This window comes from Streptomyces sp. NPDC057307 (assembly GCF_042667665.1).
In the GTDB taxonomy this organism is placed as follows: Bacteria; Actinomycetota; Actinomycetes; order Streptomycetales; family Streptomycetaceae; genus Streptomyces.
Map to the genome: position 1 here is coordinate 1 of NZ_JBHUZM010000123.1, position 23,047 is coordinate 23,047.

Here is a 23,047-nt window from a genome sequence, read left to right on the forward strand (position 1 = left end):
ACGAGGCCGATCCTCCGCCTTGCGATGCACCGCACCAGACGCCGCAGGCCCCGCCCTACGGGCGGACGGCGCTACTTTGAAGACAGGCCCTAGGGCTCCCTTGTCCTGGGGCTCCTTCGGATCTCCTGGGGCTCCCGGCTCCCTTTCGGACCCCGCCGTGTTCGCGAGCCCCTCAGCCCCTCAGCCCTGCAGAGCGGCGAGCCGTTCGGCGGCCTTGCGACGCTGTGGCTGGAGGGTGTCCACGAGGACCCCGGAACCCTTGCCGGGGGCATAGGTCCAGGCGCGAATCTCCGCCGCGACCTTGGTGAGCCGCTCGTCGTTCGGCGGGACGTCGATGTAGAACAGCGACTCGTCCGGGACGCGGTCGTCGCCGCCCCAGCGCACCACTCCCCCGCACTCCGCGAGGATGTCCCGGATCACCAGTTCCTCCATGGGATAGAAGCCGCCGGCGGCACCGGAGGGGTACGAGCCGGGCCGGATCCGTACGGCCGTACCGGAAGCCAGGTTGGACTCCGCCAGCCGCTCGCGTACGGAGCCCGGCGAGCGCCAGCCGATGACCTCGCCGTCGCGGAGGGCGTCGATCTCGTAGTGGAAGCGGCTGATCACATGGACGAGGACCGTCTCGACGTCTGCCATACGCATGGCGACACCGTCGAGAGGAACCCCGCTCACCTTTCTGGTGTAGATATGACCGTGGTCGTCCACGATCTTTTCCATCTCCCATCCGTTCTTCGACGGAACGCCGGTCAGGACGCGTCTGTTGCGTTCCTGCGCCTTCCGTATCTGCTTGCGGATCTCGTCCGAATCGGGAGCCCTGCCCGCCGCGTTGGCGGGAAAGGACAGCAACGGCGAGCCGACAGCGACGCCGGCCGCCACGAACGCGATACGCCGCAGGGCGGCGCGGCGAGAAAGTTCCACAGTCACTTCTTCGTCTCCTCGTGCTGGTGGTGGGAACGTCTGGCGAGCATCAACGCGGCGGCGGAAACTCCGAGGATCCCCGTCGCCGGGTTCACATATCCGGGCACGACGGCTTGGAATGTCTGCCCGCCTACGACGCGGCACTTGAAACGCAAGGGAACGAATTGATACTCGTATCCCTCGACGAGTTGGGCCCGCTCCGACCCCAACGCCTCTTCACACGCCCGGGCCTGGTTGCTCTCATCCAGCAACACGAGATGGAGCACACCCCAGGTGTACATTCCGATCGCGCCGGCCCAGGCCAGTGCGACGGCACCCTTGACGGCGGTGTGCGTGGTCCGCCTGTCGCCGGTGCGGGCCAGCAGCAGCACCCCGCGGATGACGAGCCACGGCGTCACGACGACGCCGGTCAGGCTCAACAGGAGCACAAGGGGTATGTAGACGTCGTTCGAAGCGTCGATCATGGGCCAGAGCCTGTCAGAAGTTTCGGGAGATCGAGTTGTACTTCTCCATGATCTGGTAGAGCCCCATGCGCTGCTTGGCGTGGTCCTTCGCCTCTTGGTTCGTTCCCTGGTACCGGCGGAGAACTTCGAAGATCTCGCTCTCCGTGTAGTCCAGACGCATGGTGCGCAGCGGTTCCTCATCGACGACGGCGCCCGGCGCCCCGTCCGCGTTCCACAAATGGATCAGCGGGACGGTGGACATGGCGAACTGATGATCCTTCCGAAGATCGTCCCAAATGTTGTACTTGTGCTCGTCGTTGTTGACGTCGCGAATGCTGCCTTCCGCGTAACCCATCTGAATGGCGTGATTCCAGGCCCGGATGGCTGTCGCCCCGAAGATCTGACAGGTGCCGGTGGAACTGTCCTTGAAGGGCCCTCCCGCGAGGAACGCGGCAGCGATGGCTATGTCCGCGGCGATGTCGACCGGGTCGACGTGTCGCATCTCCCAGTACGCGCTGGTCTGGATGAGCGCCTTCCGCATCTTGTACCGGTAGGCGTACAGGGTGGAATCCGTGTCGTAACCGACGACCACTCTCTCGAAGCACTGCTCGTGGGAGTACGTTTTCTGGCCGCCGTCGTTGGGGAATCCGATCGACTGCATGTACTTGCCCACATCCGTCATCATCGCCGAGAGGACGGAGGAGTGAAGATTGGTGTCCGGCAGAGGGCTACGGGGCGCGTTGAACGAGCTCTGTCCGGTGTCGCGCCCCGAGGCGATATTGATATCGATGTTGATCGCCCCGTCACCCGAGCCGATCGTACGGGTCACTATCTGGTCGTAGGCCCAGTTCTCCGGCAGCGGATAGCCGAAGTTCCCGGAGAATCCGGAGGACATGTCGGAGACGAACGAGGCGGTGGCGTGGCCGGCCTCGGAGACACGGGTACACACGTTGCGCGGCCCGTATACGCCGATCTTGAACCGGTCGCCGTCGTCCGCGACCGCGTCCACGATGCCCTTGAAGTGCGGCAGGACGCTGTTGGTGACGTCCTCGTTCAGGGCGTCGAAGTCGACAGCGAAGAAGATCCGCGTCCCCGTCTTGAAGCCGTGGTCCAGTGCCGCGTTGATCCCGGCCTGGGCAGCCGCACGGCCCTGGGGGTAGCTGAAGTCGGAGGCGTCGCGCCCGAAGGTCTGATAGATCGGGAAGCAGCGCAGTCCGTTCGCCGCGATGGTCTGGAGTTCGCCGGGCTGGATCGCCTTGTGCTTCAGGTCATCACTCGGCGTCGGGTCCGGGTTGGTGAGGTAGCGGCCGAGATACGTGATGCCCTGCGCCTTCAACGTCGCGGCGCGCGCCGGGGTGATCAGGGTGACGCCGTCGCAGGCTTCGCCGTTGCGGGACTGATCACCGTACGAGACCAGGAGAGAGGCCCAGGTCGAGAAGTTGCCGGTGCCGGTGACGGGGAGTTTCACGAAGGACTGGAAGGCGGAGACGGCCGAGGCGAGGGCGCTGGTGAAGGTGGTCGTGAAGGCCACGGGACGCTGGTTGAGGACCATGCCCGCCGAGAACAGCTGCACCCAGGGGCCGGAGCTGCCGGTGGCCACGGTGTGGTTCTTGAGTCCGCTCTGGGTGCCCGGCCCGAAGACGCCGTTGGCCGTTCCGTCCGCCATGCCGAGTTCGTACTGGACGGCGAACAGCATGGACTTGGCGACATCACGTGAGTGATGACCGTCGGCCGGGATGATGAAGTAGTCCCTGCGGCCGACGTACGACCCGTTCAGCCACCTCTGCACGGCTTGGACGGTGTCCGAGCCGCCGTTGACGGTGACGTAGGCGTCCATGTTGAGAAGGCCCTTGAACACCTTCGGCACCAGATTGCCGCCGGGATAGGTGAAGTCCACGCCCATGTTCTGCTTCAGCCTCGTGACCGACGAGACCACCCGGGAGTTGTAGGTCCCGTCGATGTCACCGCCGTCGTAACCCTTGCAGTAAAGGGCCGACTGGATGATCTTGGCGAAGTTCTGGGAGGGCACCGTGCCGCTGTTGAGAGCCGGATACTTCGACTGGAGCGTGGACAACGTGGTGGGGCCGAAGGTGTCGGAGAGAGACGCGATGCCGAGTTCGTACTGGAGGGCACGGGTGAGGGCGAACATCATCGACCAACTGGTCACCCCGGTCTCCGGGATGCGGTCGATGCCGAGCTTCCCCCCGTAGACACCATTGATGAACTGCTGCGCCGTGCGAACCATTTCATCGGCCATTTCAGGCTCCTCTCGGTCACGGTCTGGTGTCTGCCCCGTCCGGAGCGGCGGGCGACCGCGGGCAGGGCCGGCACGCTCTCGGGCGGGGAGACGGAGCTGTGGTTCTCCGCGGCCGCGTCCATCGCGACCACGAGTCAGGGGCGGGGACGCGTTACCGTGCCCCCGCCCCTCGGAGTCGTACGAGTGGCTGCTCGTCCCGTACGACTCGGGCAAGCCTCAAGGGCTCGCAGGACTGAAGAAGACCGACGTCGGCAGGCGGATGGACGGACTCCGCACCCGCCGACATCGGATTTACCACACACAGCACACACCGCAGGAACCGGAAAGCCTCACGGATTTCTGCGGCGGGCCCGGAATTCCCGGCTAATTACACGGGGTCGAGCCGCGCGACGCGTCGACGACGACGCTACCGCCGGTGGAACTGCTGCTGGACCTCATGTACGAATAGACCGTGCCGCAGTAACCCTTGTTCTGGTAGACCGGTCCCGCATACGTGCTGAAGCTGCCGAAGTCCTGAACACTCGGCGTGTCCGTGTAATTGTCGTTCAAACGAACGCCCATGTAACGCGTCGATCCGGTTTCGTTGTGGAATACCGCGCACACCGGCTTGTCGTTGTAGTTGGGGCCCGTCGTCCGGCCGTCGGTGTACGTGTACACCGTCCCGAGGTGGTTGGAGGCGCTGGGGAGCCGCTCCGCGTAGAGGATGATGGAGTACCCGCCGCCACACACGGTCGCCGCCGCGGCAGCCGCCTCAGGGTTCGCGGCCACCGCGTCCCGCGTCTCGGCGACGGCGGACGCCGCCACCTTGAAAGGAGTACCGACAGGGTTATCCGAAGCCGAAGTCGACGCGGAAGCCTGCGGCACGACAACAATCGACGCGACCAATGCGGAGACTGCGACCAGCCCACGGGATATCGATCTCTTGACAGCGAACACTCAAGCCTTCTTTCCTACGAATTCTGGCGCCGCGCGAATACGTGCGGCGAAATTTCGACAGGTCTCTTCCGGCTTTGCTCACGCAGAGCTTATAGGCCCACATCAGGGCGTGAGAAGGCCGGACAGAAAGCGGTTGCAGGTGGAATTGATGCGCGATCCACGCAAAGTCACAGGGCAGTCCGTTATTTGCCTATATTCCCCCTACTGCACAATCTTTCCATTACTGTCTGCATTGTGACATCCATCACGCACCATTAAGCCCTCGGGTGTGCACCGGCCACTCGTGTGCCACCGCGGCCACGCCCGTCCGATCAGTAGGAGAGCCCCATGTCACTCGACGCGCTGAAGGCCGCCGTTCCCGACTACGCCAGGGATCTGCGCCGCAATCTCGACGCGGTCGTCGAGCACGACGCCCTCTCCCAACAGCGCCTGTGGGGAGCGGTATTGGTCTGCGCGATCGCCGCGCGCTCGGCGCGCGTGCTGCGCGAGCTGGCGCCCGAGGCCAGGGCCCGGCTCTCCCCCGACGCGTACACGACCGCCAAGTCGGCGGCCGCCCTCATGGCGGTGAACAACGTGTTCCACCGGACCCGGCATCTGCTGTCCGACCCCGCGTACGGAGAGCTGCGCACGGGTCTGCGGATGACGGCCGTCGGCCATCCCGGCGTCACGAAGGCCGACTTCGAGTTCTGGTCGTTCGCGGTCTCCGCGATCAACGCCTGCGGGCTCTGCCTCGACGCGCACGAACGCGCGCTCAGCAGGCTGGAGGTGGACCGCGAGACGATCCAGGAGGGCATCAAGATCGCGGCCGTGATCCAGGCCCTCGCCACGACGCTCGACGCGGAGGCCGTCATGGCCGGTCTCGGCGACGACTGAGTCCGGCGCCCCGGCAGGGCCGGCCCTTCGCGCCCCGGCCGGTTCCTCCCGGCTCGGTCAGTCCTTCTTCTTGAGCTGGTCCATCAGCGCGAGCATGTCCTCGACCATCGCCGGTTCCAGTCCGCCCAGATGCAGGACTTCCTGCTGGTCGATGTCGTAGTCCGGGCCCAGCGGGTCCGTGCCGTCGTAGTCGACGACCTGGCCGACGGAGAGCGAGAGCACCGCCTGGCCGTCGAGGACCTCCAGCGCCGGGTTCTCCCCGCTGGACTGGCTCACCAGATACGCGCGCTCCCCCACGTCGGGGACGAGCTTCAGGGTCTCCGCACCCGACCCCTGGTCGACCGGGTGGATCAGGGACGCGTCGAACTGCGGCCCCGGATCGGTCTTCTTGTGCAGCGTGTACGTGATCTCGGCGTACGCCCGTACGGTCGGCACCGGATGCCCCTTGGCTCCCGGCGCCGACTTCGGTGCGAGGTTGACCGTGCAGACGGCCTGGTCGAGCGCCTTGTCCTCGCCCGTCGCGGCGAACGGATCCCGCTTGTCGCCGAGGGCGGCGGTCAGCGCCGACAGATCGGCGTCCAGACAGAGATTGCGGCTGACCCCGTAGCCCTGGAGGTCCGGTCCCGTCCGGTGGTACGCCCACAGACCGCCCGCCCACACGGCGGACGTCACCAGCACACCGGTCAGTCCCCACACCCACGGACGACGCCGCAGCGGTACGCCTCGTATCAGGGGACGCCCGTCGGCGTCCATGGTCTCCGGCCCGTGCTCCGGCCCGTCCTCACCGGCCGGTCCCGCAACCGCCCCCGCCGCTCCCGCGACTCCGGGGCGCCCCGCGTCTCTTGGTCCCGGCACCGGCGCCGAGACCTCACCCTCGAGTTCCGGTTCGGAGATCATTCCTGCCCGCTCCGGGGCGGCTCGGTGGGCGGCGCGTCGGAGCCCGGCGCGGCCGGACCCGTGGTGGGGGGAGCCGGGGCCTCGGGTGTGGCCGCCGGGGCGGGCGTCGGAGCGATGTCGAGCGCCGTCGCGCCGTGCGGGCCGGGGCCGGCGCGCATCGCCTGCTCCTGGCTGTACGCGCGGAGGTAGCCGACGACGGTGTTCGTGACGGCGACCAGTGGCACCGCGACGACCGCTCCGCCGATACCGGCGACGAGTCCGCCCGTCGCGACCGCGAGCACGACGGCCAGCGGGTGCACGCGCACCGCACGGCCGAGGATGAAGGGCTGCAGGATGTGGCCCTCGATCTGCTGGACGGCGAGGACGACGATCAGCACCATCAGCGCCGTGAACACGTCCTGGGTGACCAGCGAGACGACCACGGCGAGCGCGCCCGAGATCACCGCGCCGACGAGCGGGATGAACGCGCCGAGGAAGATGAAGACGGCCAGCGGCACCGCCAGGGGGACATCGAGGAAGTAGAGCCCGAGGCCGATGAAGACGGCGTCGATCAGCGCCACTATCAGGGTGCCGCGCACATACGCCGTGAGCGTGCGCCAGGCGCGCGGCCCGGCCCCGGCGAGGCCCGGACGCGCCGCCGCGGGGGCCAGCTTGAGCGACCACTGCCAGATCCGCTTCCCGTCGTACAGCAGGAAGAGGGTGGAGAACACGGCGAGCAGGATCCCCGTCAGCAGCTCGACCACCACGGTCACGCCCTGGATGCCGGCGGAGGTGATCTCCTCGGTGTTGGTGCCGATGGCGTCGCTGAGGCTCTTCGCGAGGTCACTGATCTGCTGTTCGGTCACATGGAAGGGGCTGTTGAGCAGCCAGCGCTTCAACTCCTCGATGCCGTCGGTGACCCGGTCGGAGAGCACGTCGATGTTCTCGACGACCTGCCACACCACGAACCAGCCGATCAGGCCCATGATGACGAATCCGGCGAAAGCGGTCACCGCGGTGGCCAGTCCGCGTGGCAGGCCCCACTTCTTGAGCCTGGCGACCGTGGGCTGAAGGAGCGCGGTGACGAGCATCGCGCCGACGAAGGCCATCACGACGAGCTGTACGGCGCTGATGATCTTCATCAACACCCAGAGCATGCCCGCCAGTACGAGCAGGCGCCAGGCGGCCTCGGCGGCGACCCGCATGCCCCACGGAATCGCGGCCGCGGGCTCCGGCTTGGCCGCGACGCTGGGCGCGTAGTCCGGCGGCGCCGGGACACTGTCCCGTACGGTCCCGTTCCCCGGCACGTCGTCCGCCGTGGCCTCCGCCCGGCGTTCCCCCAACCGCTCGCCCAGCTGGGTCAGTTCGGCCCCGACCCGGCCGAGCCACCCCGGCAGTTTCGACATGCTTTGATCCTTCTTCCCCGGAGTCGTACTGCCTGACGGTACACGCGCAAAGCCCCTCCCGTAGGACGGGGAGGGGCTTCACAAGGTTGAGCGCCGGCGGCTTGGAAAACCGGCCGCCGGTGGGGAGGATCGGGTGGCTCTAGTACCAGTTGTTGGCCTGCCAGAACGACCAGGCACCGCAGGGGCTGCCGTAGCGGTCGTTCATGTAGTTCAGGCCCCACTTGATCTGGGTGGCCGGGTTGGTCTGCCAGTCGGCGCCGGCCGATGCCATCTTGGAGCCCGGCAGTGCCTGGACCAGACCGTAGGCGCCCGACGAGGGGTTGGACGCCTTGTAGTTCCAGGTGGACTCGTGGTCCACGATGTTGCTGAAGCACTGGAACTGGTCGCCGGGGATCATCTGGCGGGCCATCGCCTGGACTTCGCCGACGGAGTACGAGCTCTGCACCGAGAAGTCGGAGGAGTCACGCGTCGCCGAGCGGCTGGCGCGTTCCTCGTCCTCCTTGGCCTCGCGGGCCTTCTCGGCCTTGTCCTCGGCCGCCTGCTTCTTCGCCTTGGCGTCCTTGGCAGCCTGGATACGAGCCGATTCCTCGGCTGACTTCTTCGCTGCCACGTCGGCGGCATTGGCCTGCGCGTCGGCCTGCTGCGTCAACGACACAGTCTGGACCTGGGCGTGCTGACCCGCGGGGATGTCTGCGAGGAGCGTCGTGTCAGCTGCGGTCGCCTCGAAATTGTCGTCCGAGGTCTGGGGAGCGCCCGAAGCGACTCCCACGACTGCGCCGACGGTGGTGACCGCTGTAGCTGATGCCACGGCGAATCCCCGGACCGAGATCCGGCTCACACGGTTTCCTTCCAGCAGCGTCCGTGTACGTGACCTCACGGATGCAATCGTGCCCCTGGCACTGGTCTCCGTACCGCATGTCACGGGAGACACGGGCCCGTCGGCAACTCCCATGGCGGAAGCACCGGATGAAGCGCGGGCGGCATACGACGTCACGTGTGGAGTTGTGGTGGTGCGCATCCCTGAAGATGCATGGGTGTCGTATGCGGGGCCTGACGGAAGCAAGACTCTGCCGGACGCCCGCACCGCAAGGCAATTCTTCGTTGCGTGGGATAGCTCACACCCCGTTTGCCACACCAGTTTCACGGAAATGGCGGCGCAGCACGGCGCCGCCCGGCTAGGCTCTTGCGGCCTTACCGGGCGGCGCCAACTGCCGCATTCAGGCGGAGAACTAACCTTCCTCCAGCATTTCGGTCACGAGCGCCGCGATGGGCGAGCGCTCGGAGCGGTTGAGGGTGACGTGCGCGAAGAGCGGATGGCCCTTGAGCTTCTCGACGACGGCGACCACTCCGTCGTACCTGCCCACACGCAAGTTGTCGCGCTGCGCCACGTCATGGGTCAGCACCACACGGGAGTTGGCCCCGATACGGGAGAGAACGGTCAGCAGTACGTTCCGCTCCAGCGACTGGGCCTCGTCGACGATGACGAACGCGTCGTGCAGCGAACGTCCCCGGATATGCGTCAGAGGCAGCACTTCGAGCATGCCGCGCCCCAGCACCTCCTCGATCACCTCACGGCCGGCGACGGCCGACAGGGTGTCGAAGACCGCCTGCGCCCACGGGCTCATCTTCTCGGCCTCGGTGCCCGGCAGATAGCCCAGCTCCTGCCCGCCCACCGCGTACAGCGGCCGGAAGACCATCACCTTCTTGTGCTGGCGGCGCTCCAGGACCGCCTCCAGGCCCGCGCAGAGGGCCAGGGCGGACTTGCCGGTGCCCGCGCGCCCGCCCATCGAGACGATGCCGATGTCCGGGTCCTGGAGCAGTTCGAGCGCGATGCGCTGCTCGGCGCTGCGGCCGTGGATCCCGAAGGCATCCCGGTCGCCGCGGACGAGCTTCACATTGCCCTCGGGCGTGATGCGGCCGAGCGCCTTGCCCCGGTCGGACTGGAGGACCAGTCCGGTGTGCACGGGCAGGTCGGCCAGCTCCGGCACGTACAGCGTCTCCTCGGAGAAGAGGAGATCCACCTGCTCGGCCGAGAGCGCCATCTCGCTCATACCGGTCCAGCCGGAATCGGTGATGGCCAGCTCGGCGCGGTACTCCTCGGCGAGAAGTCCGACCGACGAGGCCTTGATGCGCAGCGGCAGATCCTTGGAGACGACGGTGACGTCGTACCCCTCGGCCTGCAGATTGCGCGCCACCGCGAGAATCCGCGAGTCGTTGTCCCCCAATCGGAAGCCGGCGGGAAGGACGCCGGGATCGGAGTGGTTGAGCTCGACGCGCAGCGTGCCGCCCAGGTCGCCCAAGGGGATGGGGGCGTCGAGGCGGCCGTACCGGATGCGGAAGTCGTCGAGCAGGCGCAGGGCCTGCCGGGCGAAGTATCCGAGCTCCGGATGGTGCCTCTTGGCCTCCAACTCCGTGATCACCACGATCGGCAGCACGACTTCGTGCTCGTCGAAGCGGGACATGGCGTTCGGATCGGCCAGCAGGACGCTGGTGTCGAGAACATAGGTGCGCCTGTCGGGCATGCGGCGCTTTGTGCTGGTCACCACGGAAGGACGTACCCCCTCGGACGAGGTCGGGATGCGACGGCGTCACGGGCTGTGGTCGCCCGCCCGGGCCGCGCTTCGGAAGTCCCGCGGGGCCCGCCCTTCGGGCGGACGGCGTTACTTCCACAACGCGGCCTGGCGGCGGACGGCGGACCGGACTCGGGCCCAAGTGCATGGGCCGAGGACCGGCCCTCCACGGCGCCCGTACGCGTCACCGTACGATCGTCCTGGTGCAAAGGGCCTCCCGGGCGGACGGCTGGGCCGACCGCTGAGATTCGACGCCCGCCGTCATCTCTGACGGTTCTGCTCGGACGTCGACCTGGGAGAGGTATTCCCTCGAACGCCCGCCGCCATGCCACGGCATATGACGGACAGCGTGTGAACCTCGGATGACGGGACGGCTCGACGGCCGCGGACGTAGGCCGGGCGGGTGTCCGGGGAGCGTCGGGGGTATTCCGGGGAGGGGTATCGGAAGGCTTACGGGGAGGGGCTCAGGCTCCGTAGCGGCGGTGTCGCGCCGCGTAGTCGCGCAGGGCTCGCAGAAAGTCGACCTTGCGGAAAGCCGGCCAGAAGACTTCGCAGAAGTAGTACTCCGAATGGGCGCTCTGCCAGAGCATGAAGCCCGACAGACGCGTCTCCCCGCTCGTCCTGATCACCAGGTCGGGGTCGGGCTGGCCGCGGGTGTAGAGGTGCGAGGCGATCAGGTCCGTGTCGACGATCTCGGCCAGCTCCTCGAAGGAGGTGCCCTTGCTCGCGTGGTCCAGGAGCATGGAGCGGACGGCGTCGGCGATCTCCTGCCGGCCGCCGTAACCGACGGCGACATTCACCAGTATTCCGGTGTTGCCGTCCGTGGCCTGCTCGGCCTCCTTGAGGACGGTCTGCGTACGGGAGGGGAGCAGGTCCATCGTGCCGACGTGGTGGACGCGCCAGCGGCCGTCGGCGGCGAGATCGCGCACGGCGTTCTCGATGATGCCGAGAAGCGGGATCAGCTCCTCGTCCGCGCGCTCGAAGTTGTCCGTGGACAGCAGCCACAGGGTGACCACCTCGACGTCCGTCTCGTCGCACCAGCCGAGCAGTTCCTGGATCTTGCTGGCACCGGCCTTGTGGCCCTGTTCGGTGGTGCCGCCGGAGGCTTTGGCCCAGCGGCGGTTCCCGTCGAGGACGACGCCGATGTGCTTGGGCAGCACCTGGGTGTGATCGAGGCGCCTCTCCACCCGGCGTGCGTAGAGCCCGTACACCAGGTCGCGCAAGTTCACTGAGTCCACCTCTCGATTTCTGATGGGGACCGCCCGCCGGGCGGACCGCGGGGCCGCCCGTCACCGCAGGGAGGGCGGTCCGCGAAAAAGGGGGACCACCCCCGGCACCCGAAGCCGTCACATTACTGCGCGGGCGCCGCGACGGCCCAACCCGGTCTGTCACAAGTCCGTGATAGGGAAGGACTCGTGACTGATTCAACTTCTTTCCTCGCAGCCGACGACCGGTACGACTCCATGGAGTACCGGCGCAGCGGGCGCAGCGGCCTGAAGCTGCCCGCGCTCTCCCTCGGCCTCTGGCACAACTTCGGTGACGACCGCACCCTCGACTCGCAGTACGCGATCCTGCGCCGCGCTTTCGACCTGGGCGTCACACACTTCGACCTGGCGAACAACTACGGCCCCCCGGCCGGGTCGGCCGAGCTGAATTTCGGCAAGATCTTCGCGCGGGACTTCGCGGCCTACCGGGATGAACTGATCATCTCGACCAAGGCCGGATATCTGATGCATCCGGGTCCGTACGGGGAGTGGGGATCCCGTAAGTACCTGACGTCGTCGCTGGACGCCTCGCTGAAGCGGATGGGCCTCGACTACGTCGACATCTTCTACTCGCACCGCTTCGACCCGCACACGCCTCTTGAGGAGACGATGGGCGCGCTGGCGTCCGCGGTGCGGGCGGGCAAGGCGCTGTACGTGGGTGTGTCGTCGTACAACGCGGAGCAGACCGCCGAGGCGGCGCGGCTGTTGAAGGAGATGGGCGTCCCCGCTCTCATCCACCAGCCCTCCTACTCGATGATCAACCGCTGGATCGAGGACGACGGTCTGCTCGACACGCTGGAGGCGGCCGGCATGGGCTGCATCTCCTTCGTACCGCTGGCGCAGGGCCTGCTCACGAACAAGTACCTCAAGGGGATTCCGGAGGGGTCGCGGGCCACCCAGGGCAAGTCCCTGAACCCGGACCTGCTGTCGGACGAGGTCGTACGGAGGCTGAACGGGCTCAACGAGATCGCGGGGCGACGCGGCCAGTCGCTGGCGCAGCTGGCGATCAACTGGGTGCTGCGCGACGAGCGGATGACGTCGGCGCTGATCGGCGCGTCCAGTGTGAAGCAGCTGGAGGAGAACGTCGCGGCGCTGTCCGGGGCCGCGCTGTCGGCCGACGAGCTGAAGGAGATCGACACCTTCGCCGTGGACACCGCGGGCACCAACATCTGGGCCGGGCGGAGCTGAGCGAGCCCGTACGGGAGGCTGAACGCGGCCCTGTCCGGGACCGACTGAGGTACGGACATGAAAAAACGGGCCGGTCCGTGGGGGGGATACGGACCGGCCCGAGGGGGGGTTTCCACCATAACCCTTCGTAAGTGGTGCTGCGTGCCACGCACGGCCGTCGCTACGCTCCGGAGTTGCTGGATTGCTGCGCCCGACACCTAAAAGGCCCTGGACAGCGGGGCTGAGGGCGCTGTCCAGGGCTTTTGATTGGCGAGAAGTCGCCACCCGTTGGGAGTACTCGGGAGGGGATGGCGGGAGGGGCGCCGGCTTGACGATGACGGCGGTTCAGACCGCGGTGGCCCTCGCGGCCGTCTTCTCCACCGGCTTCTCCGCCGCCTTCTCCTTATTCTCGATGATGACGTCCATGTGGGTGTGGCCCCACTCGCCGAGCGGCACCAGCGCCGCGTTCAGGGCCTGTCCCAGGTCGGTGAGCGAGTACTCGACGCGCGGCGGCACCTCCCGGTAGACCTCACGCTTCACGATCGAGTCGGCCTCCAGCTCGCGCAGTTGCTGGATGAGCACCTTCTCGCTGACCCCGTCGATCTGCCGCCGCAGTGCGCCGAAGCGCAGCACGCCCGCCGCGTCCAACGCCCACAGGATCATCGGCTTCCACTTGCCGCCGACGACGGCGACCGCCGCGTCGAGACCGCAGGTGAAGGAGTTCGAGCCGCCGGGCTGTCGCGTCACTGCCAACTCCTTGCCAGATGCTGATGCTTACCTTTGTGGCAGTACTCCGCCAGAGGGAAGTGTAGGAGAGGGACGGAGCCGGCGTCCCCATGCGGACGAGAACTGTCCTGAACGGCTCCTAGGGTCGGCCGTATGACGACGAAGAACACCGAGTCCGGGGCCGGCGCCGAGTCCGGGGCGGAGGCCATGAGCGTGACCTGGGCCGCGGCCAACGCCCGGCGGCTGGCCCGGCAGGGGCTCGCCGCGCCCTCGGGCGGCGGCCCCGCCGCCGTCACCGGCGCCATGGTCGGCGCCCACGCACAGGTCCTGTCGGCGGCCGAACTCTCGGTGGCGCTGCGGCTGGACGGCGGCGCCACGCGCGAGTCGGTGCGGACCGCGCTGTGGACGGACGGCAGTCTGGTCAAGACGTTCGGGCCGCGCGGCACCGTACATCTGCTCCCGTCCGCCGACCTGCCGCTGTGGACCGGCGCACTCTCCGCGCTGCCCGCCGGGCGCGACGCCATGCCCGCGGACGTACGGATGAGTGCGGACGAGACGGACCAGGTCGTCGCCGCGATCGCCGACGCGCTGGCCGACGACGATCTCACCGTCGACGAGCTGACGGAGGCGATCGTGGCGCGCACGGGGCCGTGGGCCGGGGACCTGGTTGTGGACGCGTTCCAGACCAAGTGGCCGCGGTGGAGGCAGATGACACACACGGCGGCGCACCGCGGCGCGCTCTGCTTCGGCCCCAACCGGGGGCGGAAGGTCACGTACACCAACCCGCACCGGCTGTTGCCCGGCTTCACCCCGCTGGCGGGCCGGGCGGCACTGGCCGGGCTCGTGGAGCGCCATCTGTACGCGTACGGCCCCGCCTCCCCGCAGCACTTCGCCAAGTGGCTGGCCATGCCGGTGACTTGGGCCAAGGAGCTGTTCGCCGCGCTCGCGGCGGAGGGGCGGACCGAGCAGGTCCACTACGAGGGCGGCCCGGCGTGGGTGGTGGCGGGCGACACGGACTTCGCGGCGGAGCGGCCGGCCCCGGGTGTACGGCTCCTCCCCTACTTCGACGCCTTCACCATCGCCTCCCAGCCACGGACGCGGCTCTTCCCCGGCGCGGCGTACGAGCGGGCGCTCGGGGGCGGGCAGGCCGGGAACTTCCCCGTGCTGCTGATCGACGGCGTCGTCGCCGGGGTGTGGCACCAGCGCCGTTCCGGGAAGTGGCTCGACATGACCGTGGAACCGCTGGGCGGCACACTGACCGCCGCGCGGCGCGCGGAACTCGACGAGCAGGTGGAGCGGACGGCCGAGATCCTTCAGGGCACCCCGCGGCTGACGGTCGGGGCGGTGTCGGTGGGCGCGCACGCGTAGACGTCCCCGGGGCCGCCGTTCAGGAGGGCTTGACCGCCTCGATCAGGAAACGCGTCGTGGTGGCCGCAAAGGGGCCCTCAGCCTCGATACGGCGGTGCAGGGACGCGAGTTGGTCCCGGTACCGGTCGACCGTGAAACCGGGCACCATCCAGATCACCTTCCGCAGGAAGTAGACGACGGCGCCGATGTCATGGAACTCGGTGCGCAGCGACGCCGTCCGCAGATCCACCACGTCGAGCCCCACCGCTTGGGCGGCCGACCTGGCCAGTTCGGGGTCGCGCGCGGTGTGGCTGTCGGGCGGCAGCGGTCCCAGGAAGTACTCGACCAACTCGAAGACGCTGGCCGGGCCGACCTCCTGGGAGAAGTAGGTACCGCCGGGCCGCAGGACGCGGGCGATCTCCGTCCACCACGCCTTCACCGGGTGGCGGCTGACGACCAGATCGAACGCCTCGTCCGCGAAGGGCAGCGGCGGTTCGTCGTGGTCACTTACGACGGCCGCACCGAGCGGGTGCAGGAGCGCGGTGGCGCGGGCGACGTTCGGCGGCCAGCCCTCGGTGGCCACGGTCAGCGGCGGCAGCTTCGGTACGGAGGCGAGGACTTCACCGCCCCCGGTCTGGATGTCGAGGGCGGCGGTGGCGCGCCCCATCCGCTCGGCCATGGAACGGGCGTAGCCCCACGGGGGCCGCTCCTCCGTCGCACGCCCGTCCAGCCAGGAGAAGTCCCAGCCTTCTACGGAGACGGCGTCGGCCTCGGCGATCAGATCGTCGAAGCTGCGGGGGCGGAGGCGGGGGCGGAGGCCGTGGGGGTTGGGGTCGGGGCGTGGCTCGGTGGACATGACGGGATCGTCGCAGGGGCGCCGTACGGCCGCGAACGGATTTCACGCGGGTCGCCGAAGGGGCCTGCCTCTGAACCTGGGCCTTGGACCTGGGGGAGCCGGCCGTCAGACGGCGAGAGCGCCGAGCAGCACGCCGAGGAGCGCCCCGGCGATCATGAACGGGCCGAAGGGGATCGCGGACTTACGGTTCGCCCGGCGCAGGATCATCAGTCCGAGCCCGTACAGCGACCCGAGCAGGAACCCGGCGAACGCGCCGACGAACAGCACCAGCCAGCCGTACCAGCCGAGCACGACACCGAGCGAGAGCGCGAGCTTGACGTCGCCGAAGCCCATGCCGTTCGGGTTGATGAGGAAGAGCACGAAGTAGCAGGCGCCTAGTACGAGTCCGCCCAGGAGCGCGGTCGGCCAGGAGCCGCCGTCGGCCGGGAGGAGCGCGGCGATCCCGAGCAGCCCGGCGGAGGCCACCGCGAGCGGCAGGGTCAGTTGGTCGGGGAGGCGGTGCACGTTGCGGTCCACGAGCGCGAGCAGGACGGCGAAGGGGGCGAGCAGCAGCCATACGACGAGTTCGGGGTGGGGCCCGGTGGCGGCGGCGAGCACGGCGCAGACGAGGGCGGTGACGAGGGTGACGTAGCGGGAGGGGGCGTAGCGCGCGCCGCGCAGGACGGGCTGAGGGGCGGCGGCGGACGAGTCCGCGGTGTCGGCGTCGGTGTCGATGCCACTGCCGGTGTCGGTGACGTCCGACGCGTCGGTGTCGGTGTCGCTCGCCGGGGCCCGGTCCGTACGGGGAAGCGCGGCCTCGCCGGCGTCCGCATGCCCGGGGGACGCGGTGGCCCGGCCGACGGCCGTCACCACGCCGCCCGCCGCCGCGCAGGTCGCGCAACCGGCCGTCCCGAGCCACCCCTTGGCGGGTCCGGTGATCGGGTGCCCGGCCTCGCAGCTGTCGCGGTACGCGGTCTCCGGCTCGACGGAGAGCCGGTACGCGGCGCGTGGCAGGAGCAGCCCGGTGGCTGAGCCCCAGAGGACGGCGACAACGATCAGCGTGGCGTACACATAGTCGACCTTAGAGGGGACGACGGCGCGGGTCATAGGTCCTGGGACCCAGATCCGACCGCCCCGGGCCCAGATCCGGCCTCCGCGACGGGGAGCCCTGGGGTGGGGTCGTATGGTCTACGGCCATGGGGAAATGGCAGAACGGCAAGGGCACTCTGACGGTCGAGGGCCGGGACGAGCCGGTGGAGCTGGAGATCGCGGCCTCGTACAACACGCGGCGGCGCGGTCTGCTCGGGCGGACCGGGCTCGACGGCGCGCTGTTGATCACGCCGTGCAGCAGCGTGCACACGTTCCGGATGGGCTTCACGATCGATGTGGCGTATCTGGACAAGGAGTTGCGGGTCGTCCACGTCCACACGCTGAAGCCCGGCCGGATGCCGCTGCCCCGGCTGCGGGCGCGGCATGTGCTGGAGGCCGAGGCGGGCGCGATGGAGAAGTGGGGCGTGCGTCCGGGTGTGCGGCTGAGCGTGGACGCGTAGGGTCCGGCCCTCTGTCTCGCCCTCGCCTCGCCTCGCCCTCTGTCTCGCCTCTTCTCGCTGTTACTTGAGCTTGGCCGCCTGGGTCGCGAGCAGGATCGACGGTATCTCGGGGGTCTTGGCGCCCTCGAAGTTCGCGGTGTAGAAGGTCGCGACCGTCCCACCCACGCGTACGACATGGAACACCAGCGGCACCGGATCGCCCTCGAAGTCGCCCGTCACCTCGTACGCCAGGGTGTCGTCGCCCGCCTTGGGGGTGTCGATCCGCTTCACGGCCGAGTACGTGGACGGGCTGCCCGCGCCGCTGCCCTTGAAGCCGTCCTCGCACGCCTTGACCGCGTCGCTCAGCCGGCTGAGCAGGGTGGTGGCGCCCTGTGTCCCGTGGGTGGTGAGGAATTCGGAGATGGCGGGCCGGCCGGTCTTCGCGCCGACGAGCTGACGGTAGACGGCCGCCGAGGGCTCGGGCTCCGGCTTGCCGTTGATCATCGCGGTGAGCGGTGCGCACTCGGGCCTGTCGGCGGTCTCGCCCTGCGCGGGCGGCCCGTCCATCGGGTCGACCTTGAACGTCGAGACGTCGCCGGTGGCCAGCACCGCCGTGTCCAGCTCGGCCTTGGTCAACTCCTTGCCGTCACCGGCCCCGACGCCCTTCACCTTCGGGTCGACCGTCTTCGGCTGCTCCTCCAGGGCCGGCGGCTCCGAGACCTGACCCGGGTCCTTCGGGTCCTTGGCCTCCGTGGTGGCGTTGGCGGCGGCGTCCGGCTTCTTCGGCTTGTCGGCGTCGTCGCCGCCGCTGTCCCCGCCGCCACACGCGGCGGTGAGCCCCAGCACGAGCGCGGCCAGGGCGGCGACCGTGCCGGTCCGGCGTGACGTACCCGCGGTGCGCGTCCTCATCGGAATCCCATCTCGCTCTCTACTGACCGGTACTGCACGCTACAGCGGCTCGCGCCGCCTTCCATGGGCCCTTGGACCCAACAGTGATCTCACTCCGCACCCTGACCTCACTCCCCCGACTCGGCCGCCGCGCCGACACCGCGGCGCAGGCCGAGGGCCACGCCCGCCACGTTCTCCCGGAAGAAGCCGACCCGCTCCATGAAGGCGCGCTCCGACGGGACCATGGCGAGGAGGGTCGTCAACAGCGCGTGTGCGGCGCGCAGTTGGGCTTCGGTCGCGGACAGGGTCAGGGAGCGGTTCGGCTCGTGCTCGACGTCGAACAGCGCCACCAGGTCCGCGCCCGCCTCGCCGAGGACGAACCGCCGCTGGTCCGCGTCGGGAACGAGCGCGCCGAAAGCCTCGGTGGAGCGGCGCAGCAGTTCGAGCTGCGACGGCGTGAGACGTACTTCCAGTCCGCCGCCGCCGTCACCGCCATTGCCGCCACCGGTACGGCTGACCGACACCCGATTCCTCATACCGGCAGCCCCGAGCGCAGCAGCCCCGAGCGCAGGAGAAGCGCCATCCGCAGGATGGTCTCGCGGAAGTCCCCGACCCGCTCGACGAACTCCTCCTCGACCCAGTTGACGGTCGGCAACGACGTGAGGATCCCGTACACCGCGTGGAGTTGCGCGAACGTCAGCTCCACCGGTCCCGGCACCACGTCGTCGTACGACACGTCCAGTTGGAGCGGCTCCGCGAGGGTGACGTCCTCGGCGCCGGTGACGAGGGCCCGGGCGACGGCGGACTCCTCCTGGTACGAGAAGACGCTGACCGCCCGGCGCAACAGGTGGAACTGACGGTCGTCCACCAGCAGGACGTACTGTCCGTTCTCCCGGCCGCGCCGGATCTCCACCTCGGTGATCATCAGCTGCGCTTCGCTCCCTTGCTGTAGATACGGTCGAACTCTTCCCGGGTCATCTTGTAGCCGTGGATCATCGTGCCGTTCTTCAGGATCACCACGCCCTTCTCGTCATCGTAGAGAGCGTCCGACTGGGAATTCGGCCGCTTGGGGTCCGGCGGCCGGGGGTCGTGGTGGGTGAATTTCTCGTTCCGGAACTTCGCGAAGTACTCGGCCATCTTCGTCGGATCGCCGTTGGTGCCCGGGATGATGTGGTCGTCGGCGTTCTTGAGCCGCTTCGCGGCCTCGTCGGGGGTCTCACCCTCCACCGGCTGGTCCTTGGACTTGATGCGCTGGACGTTGTAGTCCACGCCGTCCGCGACGTCGGTGCCGTAGTCCTTGTCGAGCTGCTGGTGCTTCTTCTCCGTGATGCCGTAGTCCGGATCCTCGTCGTAGTCCGGGTTGTCGCACGGGTCGTTGTTGTGGACGAGCGCTTCCTGGGCGCCGACACCCACGTAGTACGTGTGGATGCCCTCGACGGACAGGTCGTACGTCGTCTGCCGGCGCGTGTAGCGGTCGGCGTCCAGCACCCGCAGCGCCCCGCCGGCGGCCGTACGGAACGTCGCACCCGGCCGGATGTCCCCGGCCTCCACCCAGCGCCGCTGGTCGCTGAGCCAGAACGGGTGGGTGTCGGTCGCCGTGAGGGCGGCGGTGCTCGAGCCGGCGAGGACCGTCAGCCGGGTGAAGTCCTTGTCGTCGTGGGTGGTGATGGTACGGACGACGCGACGGGCGGTGGTCAGACCGCTGGACGGCTCGGTGACGGTGACCCATTGGCCGGTCCGTACGGTCTCGATCGGAATCCGGCGACCGTCGGCGAGCAGCACCGAAGTCCCGGGCAGGAAGCTGTGGTTGACGGCACAGGACTCAGGCTTGTCGCCGTCCTTGGGTTTCTCCGGCTTCTCCTGATCGAGCTTCTTCTTCGCGTCGGCGAGTTTGTCCTCGGCGTCGTCCACGCGTTTGCGGTTCTTGATCAGGCCCTTGAGACCGTCGTACAGATCCCCGCCGTGCTTCTTGAGCTTCTTGACCAGCTCAACGGCCTTCTTCCACTTCCACGGAGCCCCGTACTTCGCCGCCAACTTCCCCACCGCACCGCCCACGATGCTGAGCAGAACATTGATGAGGGTTTCCGTACAGGCGCCCATGTCGCCCTTGGTGATGCAGTCCAGCGCGTCCGTGATACCCAGCTCATCGGCCAGGATCTTGGCAAGCTCCTTCGCCGCTTCCTTCGCCTTGTCGGAGTCGCTCTTCTCCGCCGCCTGCGCGTCCTGAAGCTCCTTCAGCGCGGCATCGTAATCAAGCTCCGCCTGCGACTTCTCACCACTGTCATTACCGCTGTCATCACCGGTGCCATCACCCGTGTCGACAGCGGGGTCGCCGGTCCCGCCGGGCGGGGTCTCTTCGTCGTCCTGATCGCCGTCGGCGACCGAATCACTGCCACCACCGCAATCACCACCACCGGTAATCTTGCAGACCTGCGTACTGATCCCATCAGCGAGCGCCGGCCCAACCCCCGTACCCACCAACGCACCCACGATCGCCGCGACCACGACGACCAGACCGACGTACTCGATCGCCCCCTGGCCCCGCTGCGACCACCGCAACGCCCCCAGCAAGCGCGTGTCCGTGCGCGGCAGAGCCGCCCCGCGCAACTTGTGCCGCAAACGACGCACGACCCACTCCCCCCAGTACGGTCAGCCTCTGCTCGTAAAGGACTACAGGAATGGGCCGTGCAGTTCCCGTGGGAACGTCATGCGTCGCTCGGAGTCTCCCCGTAGTACGGCCTGACGGTCGCCCCCAGCTTCCGCTGGATCGACCGCAGCGACTTGATGGTCGCCTCGTCACCGCGCCCGGTCGTCGTGGACCATTCGGAGCCCGTGCCCACGAGGTCGCTGACGAACACGATCTCGACGGCGAGCAGAATCCGCGCCCAGTCGACCGGGGCGAGTGGCACGTCGTCGGCGAGTGCGCGCCGCAGCCGAGAGCACTGGTCGAGCAGGTCGCGCTCGCTCTCGAACCCCATCCCGACGGCGAGTTGATCCCCGCACCGGGCGGGCCCGCCCCATTCCAGCAGGGCCCGCCGCAGCAACGCGGTCTCGTCCTCGGCGAGCAGCGCGCTCGCCGTCACTTCGCTTCCCGCCATCAGTCGAGCCCCGCCCAATAGTCTTCCAGCGACGCCGGGTCCCGGCGGAAGATCGTTCCGCCGTCCGGATGCGTCGGGTCATGAATCACGATGGTCGTGCCGTCCTTGCCGAGGTATGCCTTCCGCCCGCTGCCGAGGGGCTTGGTCCGTGACGGATTCTTCATCACGTCGGTGGCGAGTTCACCGAGTTCCTTCGCCGAAACGCCGGGGAAGTCCTTCGCGTGCTTGTTGTCCGCGTGCCCCTTGGCGATGTCGCCGGCGTCTTCGAGCCGCTCCTCGTCGGTGCACCAGTCGTTGTTGTGGACCAGGACCGGTGTGTCACCTGTGACGACATAGTACGTATGGATGCCATTGATGGTGAGGTCGTGAGTCGTCTGCCGCTTGGTGTACCGGCCGACGGCCTTGACCTGCACGGACGTACCGGCGGGCGTACGGAGGTCGTCCCCGGCCCTGATCTCTCCGGCGTCCGCCCAACGCCCCTGGTCCGTCAGCCAGAACGGGTGCGTGTCGGTCGCCGTCAGCACGTCGGTGCCCGAGTTCGTGAGGACCGTCAGGCGCGTGAAGTCCTTGTCGTCGTACGTGGTGATGGTCCGCTCGATGGCGCGGGCCTCGGTGCGACCGGTCTTCGGATCGGTGGCGACGACGCGCATGCCGACGCGGACCTTGTCGATCGCCATGCGCCTGCCGTCGGCGAGCAGCACGGGAGTTCCTGGCAGGAAGCTGTGCTTGACGGCGCAGGACTCAGGCTTGTCGCCGTCCTTGGGTTTCTCCGGCTTCTCCTGATCGAGCTTCTTTTTCGCGTCGGCGAGTTTGTCCTCGGCGTCGTCCACGCGTTTGCGGTTCTTGATCAGGCCCTTGAGACCGTCGTACAGATCCCCGCCGTGCTTCTTGAGCTTCTTGACCAGCTCAACGGCCTTCTTCCACTTCCACGGAGCCCCGTACTTCGCCGCCAACTTCCCCACCGCACCGCCCACGATGCTGAGCAGAACATTGATGAGGGTTTCCGTACAGGCGCCCATGTCGCCCTTGGTGATGCAGTCCAGCGCGTCCGTGATACCCAGCTCATCGGCCAGGATCTTGGCAAGCTCCTTCGCCGCTTCCTTCGCCTTGTCGGAGTCGCTCTTCTCCGCCGCCTGCGCGTCCTGAAGCTCCTTCAGCGCGGCGTCATAATCCAACTCCGCCTGCGACTTCCCACCACTGTCATCACCGGTGCCACCCCTATCCACAGCGGGGTCATCAGTACCACCGGGCGGGACTTCTTCACCGCCCTCATCACCCTCGGCGACCGAATCACTGCCACCACCGCAATCACCACCACCGGTGATCTTGCAGACCTGCGTACTGATCCCATCAGCGAGCGCCGGCCCAACCCCCGTACCCACCAACGCACCCACGATCGCCGCGACCACGACGATCAGGCCGACGTACTCGATCGCCCCCTGGCCCCGCTGTGATCGACGCTGTGATCGACGCAAAGCGCCCAGCAACCGAACGTCGGTACGCGGCAGAGACTGCCGCGTACGACGACGGATATGACGTACCCGACGTACTACCCCCGATGGCAACATACGCGCGACGCTACGGCGCCGACGCGGGTCGGGTCATGGGCCCCAGGACCCAACAAGGGGCTCATAGTGGGGCATCCGGCGGGGATTCCCCCCTGGGCCGCATGACTCTGCCCCGGCCGCCGGGTGGTGAGGGCGGACGGGGCAGAGGTGGGGGGCGCTGGGGATCGGAGCGTGAGAGGGGGCAGGTTCGCGGTCATCCTGGCCGGGGACGGGTGCGGCCTGACTCTGTCTCGCGAGGGTTGTTACTCGCCGCCGCCGCCGAGGATCTCTTCGACCGTGCTGGTGAGACCGTCGGCGATGGCGGTGTCGACCTCGGAGCCGACGATCGCCGCGATGATCAGGGCC

22 protein-coding genes are annotated in these 23,047 nt (G+C 68.3%); 4 read left to right on the forward strand and 18 right to left on the reverse strand.

Annotated elements, in window-relative coordinates; translation table 11 throughout:
• Positions 1–180: 180 nt before the first annotated feature.
• From ACFUN8_RS29735 to ACFUN8_RS29750, 4 genes are all read right to left on the reverse strand, one after another.
• Positions 181–924: a hypothetical protein gene (locus tag ACFUN8_RS29735; protein WP_383644166.1), complete on the reverse strand. Its 744-nt coding sequence runs from the start codon at positions 922–924 to the stop codon at positions 181–183.
• A complete protein-coding gene (locus tag ACFUN8_RS29740) occupies positions 921–1,382 on the reverse strand; it encodes a hypothetical protein (protein ID WP_383644169.1) in 462 nt (153 codons plus the stop codon). Before ACFUN8_RS29740 ends, ACFUN8_RS29735 begins: the two co-directional genes overlap by 4 nt.
• Before the next feature lie 13 nt (positions 1,383–1,395).
• Positions 1,396–3,618 (reverse strand): glycoside hydrolase domain-containing protein, encoded by a 2,223-nt coding sequence (locus ACFUN8_RS29745; protein ID WP_383644172.1) that lies wholly within the window; start codon positions 3,616–3,618, stop codon positions 1,396–1,398.
• Positions 3,619–3,981: 363 nt separating this feature from the next.
• Entirely contained in the window at positions 3,982–4,554 is a 573-nt protein-coding gene (locus ACFUN8_RS29750; protein ID WP_383644175.1) for a hypothetical protein, read from the reverse strand.
• Between the two features lie 327 nt (positions 4,555–4,881).
• Between ACFUN8_RS29750 and ACFUN8_RS29755 the strand changes: the two genes are divergently transcribed.
• Positions 4,882–5,427, forward strand: coding sequence for a carboxymuconolactone decarboxylase family protein (locus ACFUN8_RS29755; RefSeq protein WP_383644178.1), 546 nt, complete (start codon positions 4,882–4,884; stop codon positions 5,425–5,427).
• A 57-nt stretch (positions 5,428–5,484) separates the two neighbouring features.
• Here the strand turns inward: ACFUN8_RS29755 and ACFUN8_RS29760 are convergent, their stop codons facing one another.
• The 5 genes from ACFUN8_RS29760 to ACFUN8_RS29780 form a co-directional block, all read right to left on the reverse strand.
• Complete coding sequence (locus ACFUN8_RS29760; RefSeq protein ID WP_383644181.1) at positions 5,485–6,324, reverse strand: hypothetical protein; 840 nt, start codon at positions 6,322–6,324, stop codon at positions 5,485–5,487.
• The gene (locus tag ACFUN8_RS29765; protein ID WP_383644184.1) at positions 6,321–7,709 is read right to left on the reverse strand and encodes an AI-2E family transporter; all 1,389 of its coding nucleotides are present in this window, start codon (positions 7,707–7,709) and stop codon (positions 6,321–6,323) included. The genes ACFUN8_RS29760 and ACFUN8_RS29765 overlap by 4 nt, the downstream gene beginning before the upstream one ends.
• 139 nt (positions 7,710–7,848) lie before the next feature.
• On the reverse strand, positions 7,849–8,547 hold the full coding sequence (locus ACFUN8_RS29770; RefSeq protein ID WP_383644187.1) for a transglycosylase SLT domain-containing protein: 699 nt from the start codon (positions 8,545–8,547) through the stop codon (positions 7,849–7,851).
• Positions 8,548–8,938: 391 nt separating this feature from the next.
• On the reverse strand, positions 8,939–10,255 hold the full coding sequence (locus ACFUN8_RS29775) for a PhoH family protein (RefSeq protein WP_383644190.1): 1,317 nt from the start codon (positions 10,253–10,255) through the stop codon (positions 8,939–8,941).
• Positions 10,256–10,743: 488 nt separating this feature from the next.
• Positions 10,744–11,508, reverse strand: a complete 765-nt coding sequence (locus ACFUN8_RS29780; protein WP_383644193.1) for an isoprenyl transferase — start codon at positions 11,506–11,508, stop codon at positions 10,744–10,746.
• A 186-nt stretch (positions 11,509–11,694) separates the two neighbouring features.
• On the opposite strand from ACFUN8_RS29780, the gene mgrA reads away from it, so the two are divergent.
• Positions 11,695–12,732 (forward strand): L-glyceraldehyde 3-phosphate reductase, encoded by a 1,038-nt coding sequence (mgrA, locus tag ACFUN8_RS29785; protein WP_383644196.1) that lies wholly within the window; start codon positions 11,695–11,697, stop codon positions 12,730–12,732.
• 324 nt (positions 12,733–13,056) lie between these two features.
• Here mgrA and ACFUN8_RS29790 read toward each other — a convergent pair whose 3' ends face one another.
• Complete coding sequence (locus ACFUN8_RS29790) at positions 13,057–13,458, reverse strand: winged helix-turn-helix transcriptional regulator (RefSeq protein WP_383644199.1); 402 nt, start codon at positions 13,456–13,458, stop codon at positions 13,057–13,059.
• A gap of 132 nt (positions 13,459–13,590) precedes the next feature.
• Here ACFUN8_RS29790 and ACFUN8_RS29795 point away from each other — a divergent pair, with 132 nt between their 5' ends.
• Positions 13,591–14,805 (forward strand): winged helix DNA-binding domain-containing protein, encoded by a 1,215-nt coding sequence (locus ACFUN8_RS29795; RefSeq protein WP_383644202.1) that lies wholly within the window; start codon positions 13,591–13,593, stop codon positions 14,803–14,805.
• A gap of 19 nt (positions 14,806–14,824) precedes the next feature.
• Here the strand turns inward: ACFUN8_RS29795 and ACFUN8_RS29800 are convergent, their stop codons facing one another.
• Positions 14,825–15,640: a class I SAM-dependent methyltransferase gene (locus tag ACFUN8_RS29800; protein ID WP_383644205.1), complete on the reverse strand. Its 816-nt coding sequence runs from the start codon at positions 15,638–15,640 to the stop codon at positions 14,825–14,827.
• Between the two features lie 105 nt (positions 15,641–15,745).
• Entirely contained in the window at positions 15,746–16,726 is a 981-nt protein-coding gene (locus ACFUN8_RS29805; protein WP_383644208.1) for a prepilin peptidase, read from the reverse strand.
• Between the two features lie 89 nt (positions 16,727–16,815).
• On the opposite strand from ACFUN8_RS29805, the gene ACFUN8_RS29810 reads away from it, so the two are divergent.
• Complete coding sequence (locus tag ACFUN8_RS29810) at positions 16,816–17,169, forward strand: DUF192 domain-containing protein (protein WP_382565953.1); 354 nt, start codon at positions 16,816–16,818, stop codon at positions 17,167–17,169.
• Positions 17,170–17,229: 60 nt separating this feature from the next.
• On the opposite strand, the gene ACFUN8_RS29815 is transcribed toward ACFUN8_RS29810, so the two are convergent.
• From ACFUN8_RS29815 to ACFUN8_RS29840, 6 genes are all read right to left on the reverse strand, one after another.
• Positions 17,230–18,057, reverse strand: a complete 828-nt coding sequence (locus ACFUN8_RS29815) for a hypothetical protein (RefSeq protein WP_383644211.1) — start codon at positions 18,055–18,057, stop codon at positions 17,230–17,232.
• A gap of 107 nt (positions 18,058–18,164) precedes the next feature.
• Complete coding sequence (locus ACFUN8_RS29820; protein WP_383644214.1) at positions 18,165–18,560, reverse strand: hypothetical protein; 396 nt, start codon at positions 18,558–18,560, stop codon at positions 18,165–18,167.
• Between the two features lie 8 nt (positions 18,561–18,568).
• Positions 18,569–18,961, reverse strand: a complete 393-nt coding sequence (locus ACFUN8_RS29825) for a hypothetical protein (protein ID WP_383644217.1) — start codon at positions 18,959–18,961, stop codon at positions 18,569–18,571.
• Positions 18,961–20,664, reverse strand: a complete 1,704-nt coding sequence (locus ACFUN8_RS29830) for a Hint domain-containing protein (RefSeq protein ID WP_383644220.1) — start codon at positions 20,662–20,664, stop codon at positions 18,961–18,963. The genes ACFUN8_RS29825 and ACFUN8_RS29830 overlap by 1 nt, the downstream gene beginning before the upstream one ends.
• A 77-nt stretch (positions 20,665–20,741) precedes the next feature.
• Positions 20,742–21,134 carry a hypothetical protein gene (locus tag ACFUN8_RS29835; protein ID WP_383644223.1) on the reverse strand — a complete coding sequence of 131 codons (393 nt, stop codon included), beginning with the start codon at positions 21,132–21,134 and terminating at the stop codon, positions 20,742–20,744.
• A complete protein-coding gene (locus ACFUN8_RS29840) occupies positions 21,134–22,309 on the reverse strand; it encodes a polymorphic toxin-type HINT domain-containing protein (protein ID WP_383644226.1) in 1,176 nt (391 codons plus the stop codon). The genes ACFUN8_RS29835 and ACFUN8_RS29840 overlap by 1 nt, the downstream gene beginning before the upstream one ends.
• Between the last annotated feature and the right edge of the window lie 738 nt (positions 22,310–23,047).